The sequence below is a fragment of the Microbacterium altimontanum genome, assembly GCF_058349865.2.
Genome location: NZ_JBYRJB020000003.1, coordinates 438,021 through 453,577, shown reverse-complemented (window position 1 = coordinate 453,577; position 15,557 = coordinate 438,021). Strand labels below are relative to the sequence as shown.

At 68.3% G+C, this 15,557-nt stretch carries 14 protein-coding genes; 3 read left to right on the top strand and 11 right to left on the bottom strand.

Going from position 1 to position 15,557, the window contains the following annotated elements:
* Positions 1–1,245: pyocin knob domain-containing protein (locus AC3RX1_RS07260; protein ID WP_491500540.1), on the top strand; the 1,245-nt coding region annotated here is incomplete at its 5' end.
* A 54-nt stretch (positions 1,246–1,299) separates the two neighbouring features.
* Positions 1,300–2,640, top strand: a complete 1,341-nt coding sequence (locus AC3RX1_RS07255) for a hypothetical protein (protein ID WP_491500539.1) — start codon at positions 1,300–1,302, stop codon at positions 2,638–2,640.
* A gap of 115 nt (positions 2,641–2,755) precedes the next feature.
* Here AC3RX1_RS07255 and AC3RX1_RS07250 read toward each other — a convergent pair whose 3' ends face one another.
* Complete coding sequence (locus AC3RX1_RS07250) at positions 2,756–4,927, bottom strand: ATP-dependent DNA helicase (protein ID WP_491500538.1); 2,172 nt, start codon at positions 4,925–4,927, stop codon at positions 2,756–2,758.
* Between the two features lie 21 nt (positions 4,928–4,948).
* Positions 4,949–5,344 (bottom strand): hypothetical protein, encoded by a 396-nt coding sequence (locus AC3RX1_RS07245; protein WP_491500537.1) that lies wholly within the window; start codon positions 5,342–5,344, stop codon positions 4,949–4,951.
* Positions 5,345–5,533: 189 nt separating this feature from the next.
* On the opposite strand from AC3RX1_RS07245, the gene AC3RX1_RS07240 reads away from it, so the two are divergent.
* Positions 5,534–6,040, top strand: a complete 507-nt coding sequence (locus tag AC3RX1_RS07240) for a hypothetical protein (RefSeq protein WP_491500536.1) — start codon at positions 5,534–5,536, stop codon at positions 6,038–6,040.
* 57 nt (positions 6,041–6,097) lie between these two features.
* Here the strand turns inward: AC3RX1_RS07240 and AC3RX1_RS07235 are convergent, their stop codons facing one another.
* From AC3RX1_RS07235 to AC3RX1_RS07195, 9 genes are all read right to left on the bottom strand, one after another.
* Positions 6,098–6,379, bottom strand: coding sequence for a hypothetical protein (locus AC3RX1_RS07235; protein WP_491500535.1), 282 nt, complete (start codon positions 6,377–6,379; stop codon positions 6,098–6,100).
* Positions 6,376–6,993 (bottom strand): dUTP diphosphatase, encoded by a 618-nt coding sequence (gene dut / locus AC3RX1_RS07230; RefSeq protein ID WP_491500534.1) that lies wholly within the window; start codon positions 6,991–6,993, stop codon positions 6,376–6,378. Before dut ends, AC3RX1_RS07235 begins: the two co-directional genes overlap by 4 nt.
* 13 nt (positions 6,994–7,006) lie before the next feature.
* Positions 7,007–7,357 carry a hypothetical protein gene (locus AC3RX1_RS07225; protein WP_491500533.1) on the bottom strand — a complete coding sequence of 117 codons (351 nt, stop codon included), beginning with the start codon at positions 7,355–7,357 and terminating at the stop codon, positions 7,007–7,009.
* A gap of 69 nt (positions 7,358–7,426) precedes the next feature.
* Positions 7,427–7,672, bottom strand: coding sequence for a DUF7455 domain-containing protein (locus AC3RX1_RS07220; protein ID WP_491500532.1), 246 nt, complete (start codon positions 7,670–7,672; stop codon positions 7,427–7,429).
* A 30-nt stretch (positions 7,673–7,702) separates the two neighbouring features.
* On the bottom strand, positions 7,703–8,200 hold the full coding sequence (locus AC3RX1_RS07215; protein WP_491500531.1) for a hypothetical protein: 498 nt from the start codon (positions 8,198–8,200) through the stop codon (positions 7,703–7,705).
* Positions 8,201–8,436: 236 nt separating this feature from the next.
* On the bottom strand, positions 8,437–10,188 hold the full coding sequence (locus tag AC3RX1_RS07210) for an FtsK/SpoIIIE domain-containing protein (protein WP_491500530.1): 1,752 nt from the start codon (positions 10,186–10,188) through the stop codon (positions 8,437–8,439).
* An 85-nt stretch (positions 10,189–10,273) separates the two neighbouring features.
* A complete protein-coding gene (locus AC3RX1_RS07205) occupies positions 10,274–11,659 on the bottom strand; it encodes a hypothetical protein (RefSeq protein WP_491500529.1) in 1,386 nt (461 codons plus the stop codon).
* Between the two features lie 321 nt (positions 11,660–11,980).
* Positions 11,981–14,470 (bottom strand): ATP-binding protein, encoded by a 2,490-nt coding sequence (locus AC3RX1_RS07200; RefSeq protein ID WP_491500528.1) that lies wholly within the window; start codon positions 14,468–14,470, stop codon positions 11,981–11,983.
* The gene (locus AC3RX1_RS07195; protein ID WP_491500527.1) at positions 14,467–15,549 is read right to left on the bottom strand and encodes a hypothetical protein; all 1,083 of its coding nucleotides are present in this window, start codon (positions 15,547–15,549) and stop codon (positions 14,467–14,469) included. The genes AC3RX1_RS07200 and AC3RX1_RS07195 overlap by 4 nt, the downstream gene beginning before the upstream one ends.
* Positions 15,550–15,557: the final 8 nt, after the last annotated feature.

Sequence of the window (15,557 nt, the reverse complement as noted above, 5' to 3'; positions counted from 1 at the left end):
GACGTGGACGGGGACCCCGCCGCCAGCGATCCCGGCCTCGTCGACGAGGTGAAGGGCCTCGGCCTGCGGGTCACCGCCCTCGAATCCGCCCAGGACACCGACGCGGCATGGAAGGGACAGACAAGCCGGGACCTCGACACCCTCGCCACCCGGCTCACCAACGTCGAGAAGGCCACGACCAGCGTCACGAGCACCCTCGACGTGCTCACCAGCCGGGTCGCCGCCGCCGAGAAGACTGGCACTGACCTCGGCAAGGCCATCGACGGCCTGCTCGGACGCATCACCGCCGCGGAGAAGACGAACAGCGACCAGTCGCAGACCATCTCTGCTCAGGGCAAGTCCATCGACGGGCTCACCGGCGACGTCGGTTCGCTGACGACCCGTGTGACCAAGCTCGAGTCCTCGACTCTCGACGCCCGGCTCTCTCCGACCGGACAGAAGGTCAACGACTGGAACGACGCGACCGCCGCCGGGTTCTACTGGTCACCGTTCGGGGCCGCCAACACCCCGATCGACGACCGGTTCGCCGGAATCGTGCTGCACGTGGACGGCCGCATCATCCAGCGCGTCTACGTCCCCTGGGCCAACGCCGAGCAGGTGCGCGGCAGCACGTACACCGAGTACGTGCGAGTGAAGTCCGAGGGCGGGTGGTCCGCCTGGACGACGTCGCTGCTCGGCGACCGTGACCTGAACACCGTCAACCAGACCGGCTCGTTCATCCAGATCGCCAGCAAAGAAGCACTCAGCAGCCGGCACTACCCGACCGCTCGCGCCGGATACCTCGAGGTGATTTCGAACTACACAGGCGCCGGTTCTACGGGCGTCGGCATTCTGCAGCGGTACACCGACTACTACTACCCGGACCGCGTGTGGTCACGCACCTACTACAACGGGTGGACGGACTGGGTGGGCGGTGACACCGGCTGGATGTCGGTCACGCCGGCGAGCGGCTACACCGCCAGTGAGAACCTGGGCTACCGGGTCAAGGACGGTGTCGTCTACCTCCGCGGTGCAATCAGCCGCAAGGCCGGCGCGTTCCCGACCGATGCGAACAGTGTGGTCTTCACGCTGCCCGATGGCGCCCGCCCCGCGTCGTTCTCCCGCTGGCCGGGGGCGGTCTACGCGTCCGGCACCGCCCGTGGAGCGATCATCAACATCGGCAGCAACGGCACCGTCGATATCGCCGGTATCGGTGCGTCCTCGGACATCGTGCGGTTCTCCAGCGTCACCTTCCCACTCGGATAGCGCCGCGCATAGCACTTCGGTGCGCCGCGCACATAGTGATCGGAGGGGGTCATCATGATGATCAGCACGGTAGCCGAGACGGCACGCGAGTCCGCTCGCGAGAGCGACGGTCGCTTTGGACATCAGGTGCGTTCCGCACCCGATGTGCGTCTCGATGCCCGTCCTGCGGACGCCCCAGGCGACGTCTCGGAGGAGTTCGAGGGCGAGGAGAGCTGGCCAGAGCCTGATCCGTCGTACGACGTTCTCGCATCCCGACTCGGCGAGGCGGTGGCTCGCATCGAGCGGGCGAACCGGCGCCTGGAGCGCTACGGGATCGAGGAGCGGTTCACCTGGACAACGGAGAGCTGGGTGCGGACCACTGACGAGCGACCGTTCGGCGAGCAGATGGTGACGCTGACCCTCAGCAGGCCGTCGATCGCCGTGGGGGAGTGGCGGTTCAGCGCCGCCCACCAGATGACGGCGGACGGACGGGTGCTGACGTTCTCTCACGACGATCAGCGGGTCTTCGATGTGGAGGACATGCGCTGCGATCACTGCGGCAAGAACCGTCGCCGCGGCGCCGTGTTCACCGTCACGAACCCGGACGGCGAGACCAAGCAGATCGGGTCGAATTGCCTGGGGGCCTTCCTCGGAGTGAAGCCGCAAGGGCTGTGGGCGCTGTCGTGGGAGATCGAGGAGCCCGAGGAGCCGTGGGATCGCGAGCCGGCCGGCGGCCGTGCGCGCACCGACGCGGTCTACCCGGCACGCGACCTCCTCATCGCCGCTCTCGCGGTCGTCGATGAGCAGGGCGAGTTCGTCCCGCGATCGAAGGCCACCATGCAGCGTGAGGCGACTGCCGACATCCTGATGCGTGAGGAGGACAGCCTGTTCCAGATGGAGCCGGACGCCGCCCGTCAGAAGGAGGCCGACGCGATCCTCGCGTGGGTCGATGGCCTGAGCGACGAGGCGGCCGGCCGCAGCGACTACACCGAGAACCTGCGGCAGACGCTGCAGGGGTCGGACCGATGGGTCTCGCGCAAGCACGTGGGGCTTGCGATCTCCGCCATCTCCGCCTACCGCCGGGAGCTAGCGTTCCTCGCGGAGAAGCGGCGTCGCGAGGAGAGCGCGGCCGCGACCGCTCCGGGCTACGTCGCGGAGATCGGCACCCGCATCCGTGATGTCCGGGCCGAGCTCCTCGCCGACGTCAAGCATTTCGAGAGCGACTACGGCACCCGGTCACTGGTGGTCATGCGCACCGCTGAGGGTCAGGTGATGAAGTGGTGGGCCTCCCGCGACGTGCGCGGGTCGGTTGGTGATCACCTGACTGTCACCGCGACCGTGAAGGACCACGAGCAGTACGCCGGCCAGGACCAGACGGTGCTCACGCGCGCCAAGGTCGAGTTCGACGAGGAGTGACGGAGCGCTCAGCGCCTCTGTGACGCGCTGGGCCGTCAAACCGCACGACGGGGCGCCGGAAGACTTCTATCGCGTCCTGCGGGCGGGAGCGCCCCGCTACGACAGTGTTCGCCCCTCACCCACCGACTGCGGTGAGCTCTCGCGCCGACTGGCGCTCGCTGAGCGCTGCGACCGCGTCGTCGAGGGTCGTGACCCGGTGACCGAACTCGTACAGGTCCTCCATGTACATCTTCCGCGTCTGCTCCTGATATGAGGGGAAATCGCGCCGCTTGTACTGGAGGAGGCGCGGGTCGAGCGCAGCGAACATGCCGCGGTCGCTCTGCCCGCGGATCAGCCGGCCCTTCGCCTGCAGCATGAGGGTGACGGCGTCCGACACGTACACGAGCCGGTCAGCCGCCCAGCGTTCGATGCCCTTGGCGACCATCTCGTCCACGCGGGCGTCATCCTGCGGGTTCATGGGCTTGCGGGGGATGCGGTCGAGGATCACCAGCGAGCACGTCTCGCCGGGCGCGTCGACACCGGTCATCATGCTTCTGGTGCCCACCAGCACGCTCGACTGATCCTCACGCCACTTCGCGAGAACGGCGGCAGGGGTGCCACCGTCCCACTGCGAGTAGACGGTGAGGTGCGGGTGCGCGTCCCGGAGAGCCTTCGCGTACCCGCGGCCGTTCGCGGATTTCGCCGCGAGGACGAGCGCGTGCCCGCGGTTCGCTCCCACCAGCTCGACGATCTGGTCGGTCGCCCACGCGGCGTGGCCGGAGACGTCGAACTTCGTCCCGTACTCCGTCGTCCTGATCAGCGCGGACTGTGCGTCGGCGGCGAGGCCGGAGGGGATGTACAGGGTGGAGTGCTGGTAGGCCTCAACGAACGGGGAGGGGTACTTGTGCATCTGCGCGCGCAGCCCCGCCTGGTAGGGGAAGCCCGGCGGGAGTGTTGCGGAGACGGCGGCAACCCCGAGCGGCGTGGACACGTCGAACTCGTCTGTGCGGTGCCACAGGTTCGACCAGAGCTTGCCGGCAACGCTCACCGGGCTCGAGGACACGACCGTCCAGCGGCGGTCCTTGCCGCCGGATTCATCGACCTCCAGCACCCGGGCCTCGCCAGGCACATACGTGGACACGGCCTTCACCGCGGCCGCCAGTTCGTCCGCGCGCGCCTTCGCCCGCTTTGCGCGGATGGAGGTGCGCACGTCCATGGACTCCACGGCCGGCTTGACGATCGACCCCGCCTGCTTGGCCCACTCGGTGATCGCCGAGCCGAACTGCCCGAGTGGGTCGGCGTTCTCCGGCACCTTCTTCGCGTCCTCACGGCCGAGCATTCGGGACAGGTGGGATTCGATCGCGTCAGCGATGAGCCGGCCGGTGGACGCCCAGGAGCCCACCCCGTCGGTCACCCGCTCCACTGTGCGGACCAGCGAGAGGATCGTGCGCCCAGAGATCTTGTTCGCGCCCTGCTTGCGGACCTCCTCGGGGAGGGCGTGCGCCTCATCCACGAGCACGTTGTCGAACGGACCGTACCGGGTGTTCCCGTTGACGATCGGCTGGCCGGTCGCCGCTTGGATGGCAAGGAGCGTGTGGTTCACCACGACGATGTCAGCCTCTGCCACCTGATCCTTCGCGAGGACCGCCTTGGGGACCGCCCACGAGTCGTCAGCGCCGGCGGCCTCCGCGGAGCCGGCGGAGACCTGCTCCCATTCGACGGACGTGAAGTTGAGGGGGCAGGAGCTGCGATCGCCAGCCAGCGTGTCGTCGGCGTACTGTGCGAAGCACCAGCAGACGAGGGCTCGCAGCGACGGCAGGTCGGCGCCGGGGAACGCGGAGGCGATCTCTCGAGTGTCGCGGCCCCGCGACACCAGCTTGATCCAGTCGTCGATCGAGCGGTATCGGTCGTCCACATCCGCGAGGATGGCGGCGGTGGCCGACAGCTGCCGCGGGTCGATGTAGTTCGAGGTGCCTTTCAGGACCGCGATGCTGAGCTCGCGGCCGGTGAGCTCCCGGACGGCCTGGATGACCACCGGCGCGTCCTTGTTCAGGATCTGCGACTGCAAGGACAGAGACTCGGTGGAGATGAGGGTCCGCTCCTCGGCGAGCACGGAACGCCATGCGGCTGCGGAAAGGAGCGTGAAGCTCTTCCCGGAGCCGGTCGGGCACACTGCGACGGCGTGCGTCTTGTTCTGCAGTGCTGCGGCAACGACCTCGGTCGCCGCCACCTGCCCGGGCCGGGGCTCGGCGTGCTCGCCGACGGCGATGCGGACGGATGCGCTGAGGATTTCGAGGGTGCTGCTCACCCTCGCTCTATGCGCGGGAGGTCACGCTGCGAGGAAGGTCGCAGCGGCCGCCAGGCCGATCTGCAGCACCCAGAACGCGCTCAACACGCCCGCGGTGATGAAGTCTGGGGCGATTCCCAGACGCGGACGCTCGCGGACGCCCCACGCGGCACGGCGCATGCGGAATCCGCGCACCCGGACGTAGTCGCGCTCGGCGACATCAGTCTTCCCGAGAGCGGTGAACTGCACGCGAAGAGCGGACTTCAAGACCGCCGGCGCCCAGACGAACAACGTCAGCCCCAGTGCGGCGAACCCGAGGAGGATCGCCAATTCGAGCAAGCCGCCATTCAGGAGCACAGCGCCCGAGATGAGGGTGGTAAGAAGGATCGCCTGCAGGAACAGGCGGTTGATGAGAAACAGATGAGAGGAATCCGGCATAGTGGTCTATGCGTGAATAAACCCTCAGGGATGAGGCTCAGCAAATTGATTCGCGCTGATTCGCTCTACTGCGGTCCGGGGTGACCCGCGCGCCGATGATGACGACGCATAGATGACGAGAAAATGTCTATCGTCCAGCCGGGAGGCGGGGCGGCAATCACACCGCGCGTGCGCGCACAGGAGGAAGCCATGACTGCAGTGACCGCCGAGAGCGTGATCGTCTCTCCCGAGCACCCCGACGGCGGGGTGTGGCGTGTCATCTGGGCGGCGCCCGATGCTCGTGCGATCTTCGCGGACAGCATCACCGACATCGTGAACGAGATCATCCCCGGGTACGCCGACCTCGACGACGAGTCCGACGACGACCCGCACCTGATCGCGCGTGTCGAGACCCTCGCCACCCTCGGCGGACGGGCTCAGGCCCAGCTGCTCGCCTCCGAGCGTGAGCGCGGCGCCGATTTCACCGAGACAGAACTCACGGCCGCGCTCACCGACAAGCGGCTGCCGGTCGAGCTGTCTGAGTGGAATCCCTCCGTTCCACTCATCCTGCTGACAACCTGTTACGAGCCGTTCTCCGACTACGCCCAGCCCGCCGGCGCTGTGGTTTGGCTCGACCCGGCGAACGAGATCACGTTCCTGAACTCGCTGACCGTCCTCGGCTACGGCGAGCTGTGGGTCACCGGCGCCCACAGCTGAGCCCAGCGCAACCAAGAAGGGGGCGTGCCAGCTGGCGCGCCCCCTTCTTCTTGCCGCCTACTCCTCGCCGCGGATGAGGTCGGCGAGGGCGTTCCCGTAGGAGCGGAGGGCGGCGTTGACCGCCTCCTGCTCGACGAGGTTGTGGCGGCCAGGAGTCCCGTCCGCCTCGTCCATCGCGAGGATCGCCGCGGCGAGGTCGCAGCGAGCGCCTGCCTCTCGCCGGGCGAGCTCCGGGCGGTCCTTCGCGGCGAACGCAAGGCGGGCAGTCGCCTCGATGCGCAACGCCAGCGGATTGGACGGGGTGGCCGTCATCGCGTCCTCGGCAGGGTTGCCGGTCATCGCGGGAGCACCTTGATCGTGCGGCCGTCGTCCTGGGGCACCACTCGGGCACCGTCCGCGTACGCCCCGTAGTTCTCGTAGGCGACACCGCCGTGCTCGGTGACGACCGTCACGCGCGTGACGGCGGGGAACACGAGCTCCTCCTGATGCGGCTCCCGCACCTGATGCGGTTCGCTTACCCCTGTCGATCCGTGGCCGCCCGTGCCACGGTCTGTCTCCCCGAGGTCCTCGAGGGTGGCCGCCGGCACGATCGGCGGGGCGAGGTAGGTCGTGAGGACGAGCTGTGCGATGCGGTCGCCGGGCTGGACGGTGAACGGCTCGGAGCCGAGGTTCATGAGGTTCACCTTGATCTCGCCGCGGTACCCGGCATCCGCGATACCCGGGGCGTTCGCGACGACGACCCCGTGGCGGTGCGCGAGACCCGAGCGGGAGCAGACCATCCCGAACGTGCCGGGCTCCATCGCCATCGCCATGCCGGTGCCCACAAGCGCGCGGCCTCCGGGAAGGATGGTGACGGATTCGTCGGCGTGGAGGTCGAACCCGGCGTCGTCTTGATGGGCGCGGGCAGGCAGCTGTGCGGTGTCGGTGAGCAGGTGAATGCGGAGGGGTGTCATGAGGACCTATGCGTCAGCGGGCACCCGCCAGGATCCCGCACACGCGCGCCGGGTCGCTGTCGCTGAGCAGTGCCGCCTCGTCGTCGCTCAGGTCGAAGCGTTGCCCGCTGCGCGCGACGAGCTCCATCGCTGAGCCGGCGGCCGTGCCGCCCACCTTGCAGACGATCGAGGCGAGCGCCACCGCGTTCTTCGCGGTGAACGGCGACGCTGCGAGCCCGTCGACGATCGCGGTGACCGCGGGGTCGGCGCTCGTGCGGGTGTGCGTACCGACGTACTGGCTGCACCCTTGGACACTCGTCGCGACGAACGCGATGAACAGCGCACCGAGTCCGAAGACGAGGGTGTTGCGGAAGAACTTGTACACGACGACCTCCTGTGTGGTGGATCGACCGTGTTATGCGCGGTGCCGATGCGTGGCGGCCGCGGCGGATGTCTACGCGTAGAGGAAGGGCCGATCGTCGATGATGTTCGCGCCGATCGGCACGAGCTTAGGCTCGTGACGGTTCGCGTGGTGGGCGCAGAACATGAGTGTGGTCCCGTAGACGTCGATCGCGTAGTACGCTGCGGCACGGCAGTTGTCGCAGCGGTCAAGGAGCGTCAGCGAGCGCTGCGGCTCAGCTTCGGCCGCCACGGTAGGCGCCTGGGTCTCGGTCTCGGTGGTCGCGGGTGCGTTGCTCATGGACGGGCCTCTCTCGGTCGGACTCCCGGTCTATGCGCGGCCGAGAGCCGCAGCCGCCTCCTCATGCGCGGTCGCACGCAGGACCATCGTGAGCTTCGCATCGACCGTCTGGGTGGAGTTGTCGTCGCTGAGGGCCGCGACCATCGCCACCACGTCGACGTCTGGTGCCTCATCGAGGGCACGCAGCGCGTCCCACATCTGCTGGTCGTTTGCGCCGCGCGCGTCGAAGTCGGAGAGCGGAGCGAGAGGGCGCACACGCCGGTCGCTCAGAACCGCGGACGCAGCGCGGCTCGCGGCGACGAGGATCGGTGCAGGTGCCGCGCACAGGAGGACGAGGGCTGCGAGCGGCCCGATCGCCTCCTGCCACAGGATGCTCGCCACGACCAGGGCGAGGAGGGCCGTGGTCCCCGCGATCGCGATTGCGGCGCACCATGCGCGGAGCGTGCGATACCGGCGCAGGCGCGTGGCGAGGACGACCCGGCGGTCCTCGGGGCAGTCGGGGTCGATCACGGCGAGCGGCGAGATCATGGGGTTCCTCTGGTGAGTGGGAGTCGGTGCCCCTTCCCGATCGGGAAGGGGCACCTGCCGGCGTTCCGGGGTTCTTGCGCTGCCGGCGGCGCTCAATGAGGGCGACTAACCAAACCCTGCCCCTTCATCGCCGCAGCCTTCGCTGCGGCGGAGCCGCGACCATCCGGTTGGGCCTCCCAACCGCCCCGGGGTCTCGCGACATCTATGCGTGGCGTGTCGCCACGCGGACCTACGGCTCATCCAGCCGCCTCTTTGGCGACGACCGTTGCCGCATGCTTCGCGGCGTTCGCGCGTGCGAATCCGGTGAGCGGCTTGCCGTCCTCGTCGAGTTCCCAGTCCTCGTAGCTGCGAGGACCGGTCCCGAACTTCGGGGAGGCCGCCTCACGTTTAGCCGCTGCCATCAGCTCCACCTCCGGGAACCGGGCGACGACAGCGCGGGGGTTCGGTCGGGTGGAGTCCAGCTGCGTCTCCGGCATCGGCGTCACGCCGCGGGCGCGCAGGCCCTTCTGCAGGTCCGCCTCCGACGCGTAGAACGACTTGACGATGCCCGCCACCTGTCCGGAGAACTCGAACACGCCCACACCGAGGGACGCCTCGGCGCTCTCCTTGATGTGGTCGGGGACGTTCGGCACCGCAGTCACATCGGTCAGGATGAGCTTTCTGTTCCCGTCGGTGGCCCGGGCGCCCAGCAGCATCTTGTGGGGAAGGTTCGTGCGCAGAGCCGTGCCGATGCCGGTGCTCACACTCGCGACCTGGGTGGACAGCACCAGGTGGTAGCCGACGAATCGCTGCTCAGCTGCGATCTTCTCGATGAAGGTCTTGATCAGTTCGCGGGCGTAGTTGCGGGACTCGGCCTCGATGCGCAGGGGATCGTCGGACTCCAGCTTCTTGGGGACGGAGTCCATGGCGAACAGGCCGGTGACCTCGTCTACGACGATGAGCACCTCCTTCATCGTCGCGCGGACGTCGGCGGGCATCTCGGCGAGCTTCTTGGCCCCGTACTGCTTGAACAGCGCGGCGCGGCGCTCGCCCTCCTTGTACAGCTCCTCGAGGGTGACCGCGTTCTCCTCGTACGACTCGCAGCCCCAGCCGCCCGGTCGGACATACGGCCTCCACGGCTCGAAGTCGACGGCCTTCTGCGGCACGTCGATGATCACGAGCTCCGCGCCGCCCGCGAGTGCCCCGGCGATGATGTCGTTCAGCGTCACGGACTTGCCCGCGCCTGTAATTCCGCCGAGCTGCATATGAGGGGCGGCGGAGAAGTCGAGGTACAGGGGCGTGTTCGGCTGGTCGCCGCGCTCGGACAGTGCCATGCCGATCGGGATGGGGGCGAGCTTGCCATCGACCGGCTTCGGCAGCAGCTCCATCGGGTACGAGTAGGACTTCGGAAACATCGGTGGTTCGGACGGCACGATCTCACCGCGGAGCTCTCGCGGGTTGGAGGTGAAGTACCAGCCGACCTTGCCGAGGATCTCGGCGACCTCCTGCAGCTTCTCGTCGTGCTTGGACGGCATGTAGTTGTGGGGCAGCTGGATCTGGAACCCGCCGGCGCTCGTGCGCTTGACCTGCACCTCCCAGTTCTTCACGCCGAGGGCGGTGGCGATGGCGCCGCGTGCGCGGACCTCATCCAGGCGCATCTGCGTGAGCCGGGCGGTGCCCAGGTGCGGGTCGAACCGCGTCATGTAGTAGCCCTTGTGGCGGGGGTCAGACTCCAGTTCGGCGGCTACGCGGTCCGCGTCTGACGCCTTGATGCCGACGCCGAGCCCCACCTCGTAGCTCGTGCTCTTCGCTCCGCCGCCGACGATCGTGATCGCAGACTGCCGGACCACGGTGAGCTCGCCGGTGCTCGGGTCATAGGACTGGTAGCGCCATCCGCCGGCCTGGTCGTCGGCTGCCTCGGAGAAGCGGGCGACGGCATGCTCGATGTGCTTGGCGTTGTTCGGATCGAATCCGGCGCCGGGCTTGAACGTCGTGCGCTCAATGGCCATGGGGAGGTGCCTCTCATCAGTGCTTGCCCCATACCCTGCGAAAGGTGAGGGGGTGCCGGTCAGCTGACCGGCGCCCCCTTCACTCTCAGAGCGCAAGGAGCGCCTTCGTGAACAGATCGACCACGTCCTCCGCGGTCGCGACGGGGCACGAAGAGTGGGTGAGGAACGGCTTCAGCCGGTCGCTGAACGTGTGGAGGTCCCCGTCGCGGCGGTAGTCGTCGAACGCATTGATTGCGCGGCTCAGCGGGCGGTCGAGCGACTCGCCGCGGACCACCAGGCGCACAGCGTTCCGGATGCGCTCCTTGCTCTTCGCGCTCAGCTTGTCGGGCAGTCCGAGCTGACCGCGCACGACGAGCAGCGCACGGTCGCGGTGGCCGCCTGCCAGGAGCCCGAGCATGCGGGAGACGTCGTCTCGCCCGCGGGGCCCCTCGAAGTTCTGCCACAGCTCCATCCACTCGTCCGGCACGTCGGCGTCGGTGGCGATGGGGTCGGCGCAGATGAGGTTCCGCCACGCGATGAGCGAGTCGTAGGCGAGCGCCGGCTCGCCCTCGAGCTGCTCCATCATCCGCACACGGTCAGCAATCGGCGGCAGTGCGAGGTTCGGCAGGTTCTGCGTGGCGAGGAACTGGGAAGCGGCGTAGGCGATCAGCTCCTGGTTGCGCATAGCGTCGGTCTCCTCGCGGTACCGCTCGGCGACCTCGTCGGTCTCGCCTGCGAGGTACGTGTCCTCCGCGGAGGCCGGCAGCGCGTCGGTCCCGAGCTCTGCCTGGGTGCGCGCGGCGGGCGCATCCTCGGTGTACTCGGTGTCCCAGGCGGTCGTCTCGTCCGTGTTGTGCGTGATGCGGCGCATCGTGTTGAAGATCGCGCCGTCGAGAGCCTTGGCAGCCCACCCGACGACCGGGGTGCCCTCTGCGACCTCGCGGAGGCTGAGGCCAGCGCCGGGGTTCTCCAGCACCTTCTGCTCGAGGATCTCGCTCAGTCGGATGTGCAGGGACTCGATGTGGTTCGAGTTCGACCCGGACAGGCCCGCCCAGGTGTTGTTGGTCGCGATGACGTAGTCCACGAGCGCGAGCGCGGGGGCCATCAGCATGTAGACCAGGTCGATCTTGGCGAGGGCAATCGGGTCCTCGCAGCCGAGGACGTGGTTCAGCTGCAGGTTCATGAGGCCGGTGTTGGACTGCGACGGCCAGGGGGACTTCGTGGACCAGGTCTCGGCGCCCTGACGGTCGACACCGGTGCGGTAGAGGCGCTCGGTCGCACCGTACGCGGTGTTCCCGTGCTCGTCCGTGGTGTCGCCCTGGTAGCTCAGTCGGATGCCGTTGCCCTCCCAGTCGTAGGTGTCACGACCGCCCGTCTGGCGGAGGACGCGGCGGGCGATGTCGGTGGCCCTGGCGTTGACCTGATCGGCGGCCGCCTGGTGGGCGATGGCAAGCGGAGAGGTGAGCGCAGTCGCGCGGGTAGTGGTTTCCATGCCGGTTATGTGCGCGGCTCTGTCGAAGAGACGTTCGCGGCACGGGCATGGATCGCGGGAATCCTTGAGTGACCTGGGGTTTCATTTCGGGATTCGCGCGTGGCTGTGAGAGAATGGACTCAGTCGCCCGACTTCCCAAGCAAGACAAGGCCTCCAGGTGACCGCCGTCTCGCGGAAGCGCCTTCCGGCGCGTTTGGGCGCGGGCCTGACGACGCGACCGAGGCCCCTCGCGCAGGCCGCGCTGCGCTGGCGTCATCAACTGCCAGCGCAACGCGCGACGTGCGAACGTTTGTCCCCCATTTGGGGGACACGCCCTGACCCCTATGCGTCGGAGCGTGTGCGCTCGGCAGCCAGGCGCCGGGCGACCTCCTCCGGCGTCGTGGACGCCAGGCGCAGGAAGAAGTCGGGGAGGGTGACGGTGACCGGAGCGAACTGCTGATTGAGGTCGGCGTAGTAGAACACCGAACCGCGCTTGACGGCCTTCGTCTCCGGATCGCGGAGGGCCTTCAGCGAGTTCCAGTTCAGCCCACGGCCGCTGGACAGCTTCTCGCTGGCGGTGACCCGGCTCATCGTGTCGTCCCGCTTCGCCTTGAACAGCTCGAGGGCTGCGCCCGCCTCCTGCTCGTCGGAGATGTGCCCGATGAGGCCGCGGCTGATGTAGCCGGCAAGACCCATGTTCAGCGGCCCGGACGGCGTCTGCGTCCACAGCATCGGGAGCACGTTCATCGAACGGGCAAGGCGGCCGACCTCGTTGAGCTCGTCGGGCGCGGATCGCTCCAGCACCCACGCCTCGTCCATGTGCATGACCCCGCCGCGGCCGGTGAGCGCGGTGAGAGAGCCGCGCACGAGCATGCGCATGAGGTTCACCGAGTGGCGCATCGCCGGGTCCATGTCGGACTCGGCCATCGCGGTTCCCACCGGCGGCAGGGTCAGGTCGGCGTTGCCGCGCATGAAGAGGGTGAGACCGCTCGCCACGTGCAGGCCGCGTTCGATGTCGTTCATCCCGAACGTCGCGCGGAACATGGGGTAGTTGTCGGCGACCTTGAAGATGTCCACGAGCGCCTCCTTGGAGATGCGGGCATCCCCGGAGTCGTAAGCCATCTTCAGCGCCTGCCCGGTCGCGGTCGCGCCATGGTCAATGCCGTAGCGCAGAGCCACGGCGACGTCGGCCTCGAAGCGGCGGCGACGGTCGTCACCCCACGGGTTCGTGCGGTGCAGCATCGAGGTCGCCAGCTGCAGTCCCTGCATCGGCGTGTCATACAGACTCAGCGGGTCAAGTGCGCCGTCCGAGGAGATGAAGTCGTCGAAGGACACGATCCGGCGCTGCTCCTCGGGCAGCAGCATGACGGTGCTCGTCAGGTCAGACTTCTGCTTTGGGTCGACCATGACGACCGGGCTGCCGCCGAGCGCGTGCTGGTAGGCCAACCACTGCATGAGCACCGACTTTCCGGCACCGGTCGCCGCTGAGCCGATGGCAGTCGGCGCCGCGTCACCGCTGGACGCGGCGGTCGAGGAGAGGAACGCCGGCTGCATGTCGTCGGTGAATCCGACGAGGGCCCCCGAGCTGTCCCCGACCTTCGTGAGGTTCGGCAGGCCCGAGTACGCGACGACCGTTGCAGGGAAGTCGTGACGGTAGGGGTTCGCCATGACGTTCGAGCAGATCATCGTCTCGTGCCACGCCTGCTCCTGGCGGCCGGTCATCGGCAGGATCGTCATGGACGCCGGCGACAGCTGCTCGACGTCGTGGTAGACGCCGGCGAATCCGACGATGACCGACGTGTCCACGAGGGTCGGCGGTGTGCGCTCGATGTTCACGTCGTACTCACGCTCGATCGAGTCGAGCTCCGCCTCGCGGTCCTCCAGGCGCGCCTGGTCGGTCTTGTTCTTCTTGGCCGCGGCGACGAGGTCGCCGCGCACGCGGTTGCGCTGGTTCTTCAGCTCCTGGCGGGTCACCTGCGGGGGCTCGACGTTTCCGCGAATGGAAACGACCCGCGCGTTCATGCGGGTCAGGTGCGGGATCCACAGCATCTTCGCCGACGACACGTCCGTGTACCCGATGTCGGTGTCGGACAGGCTCGCGAAGGTCACCGCGATGTGATCGTCGATATCCAGCCAGTCGTCGCACCGTTCGAGCCCTGCGGCCTCCGCGGCGTCGGCCGCGGACTGCTTGCGGAAGATGTGCATGTGCTCCGGGTGGTCCATGTAGGGAGTCGCGCCCGGGTGCCCGTGGTTCCACCACGCGTCGGCGGCGGCGAAATCCTTGGCCGTGGGAACCGCAAGCCCTGCCCGGTCGAGGGCGTCGTGAACCTGCCGGTAGTCCTTGTCGTAGTCGCTGAGCGGCGTGCCGCCCTCGAACAGCGTCTTCTGCACCGAGTCGATGAACCCGGCCATCGTCCCATCCCCGGTGGTCGGGACCAGTTGCACGCCCAGGAGCACCCGGCGGTCGAGGACGTGCTGGTTGAAGTACGCGCGGTTCAGCATGTCGGTGATGGGCGTGCCCTCCGGCGCCTCGAACCACCGGGGGAAGTTCGTGAGGAGCACATGGAACTTGCGGTACGAGTTGCGCGCCATGCGCCGGTTGACCCCGCGCTGGGTCGCCATCTGGCTGAGCTCGCTGAACGCGAGCATCAGCGGGGCTGCGGCCTGCAGCGCGTCGTCGTCGCTCTTCGCGTTGACGACCGCGGCCATGGGCACCGAGCGGTACAGCCACAGGCTGCCATCCGTGCCGAACACGCGGCCGTCGGCCATGGGCCGGCGGGCGTGCGTCTCGTACTGCGGCTGCGTGGGGATGTCCCGATTGGCGCTGCTCATTCTCCGCCTTCCGTGGTGGTCTCGCCCTGGCTATGCGTGTCGGAGGGCTGCTCGGTGGAGTCGGGGGTGGCCTGGACGATCTCCTTGCCGACGACAGCGTTCTGGTAGGCCTTCAGCGACGGGCCCTCACCCACACCGCCCCACGCGACGATCTGCGGGGAGGCGGTCTGCGCCTTCGTGACGAGCAGGTCGAAGGTCATGACGGACGGGGTGTTCACAGCGCCCTCCGCCACCTCGCCCCAGCGGAACGAGACGGTCGCGCGGACGAGGATCTCGTTCGCGGAGTTCTTGTTCTCGACGTCGCTCTTCACACCGGCGGCGATCACGTCCGCGTCCACGACCGTTGCCCCACTCAGCGGCGCGTACGCGTGGTTCGGGTTCTCGTCCCCGACGTTCAGGCGGAGGTCCGCTGCGGTGGACGTGTAGGCGCGTGCCCACGCGTTCACCGCGTCAGAGACCGCATCGGAGGCCGAGGCGGAGTCGTAGCCTGCCCAAGACTGGCTCGACCAGCCGGAGGTGGAGTCGGCGGGGCGGGCGATGAGGCTCGGGGAGCCGACGACCATGGCGCCGAGGGTCGGGTCAACGACGACGTAGACGGTCGCCGTGTAGTAGACGGGGTGATTGTCCGCGATCGCCGACAGGGTGAAGCGGTGGATCTCTCCGGTGTCTGCCGGGCGCTCCGACTCCGACTTCGCCTTGCCACGCTTCGTGGTGGTGAACCCGTCCCAGGACAGCACCTTGCCGCCGGGGAGTGGGCTGGGGTCGGCGGCCATCCACGAGTTCAGTGCGTTCAGCGCCTGCGACTTGCCGATCGAGTCGTTCACCTCGATCGATGAGGACTTGAACTTGCCGGGGTCGATCTCGGTGTCGTTGGTGAGGATCGACAGACCCGTCATGAGGACTGCGGGCACCGCGACGAACGCGACGCTGTAGGTCGCAAGCCGGCGCATGCGGCCCGAGCGCTGGAGCACCCGTTCCGCGGGCGCATCAGGGTTCGCGGCAAGGCCGGTGCCGTCGGCGTCGGGGGTCTGCGGGAGCGGTGCGCCGTCCCACGGGGAGGACTTCTTCTTGCGGGCCATAGGGTCTC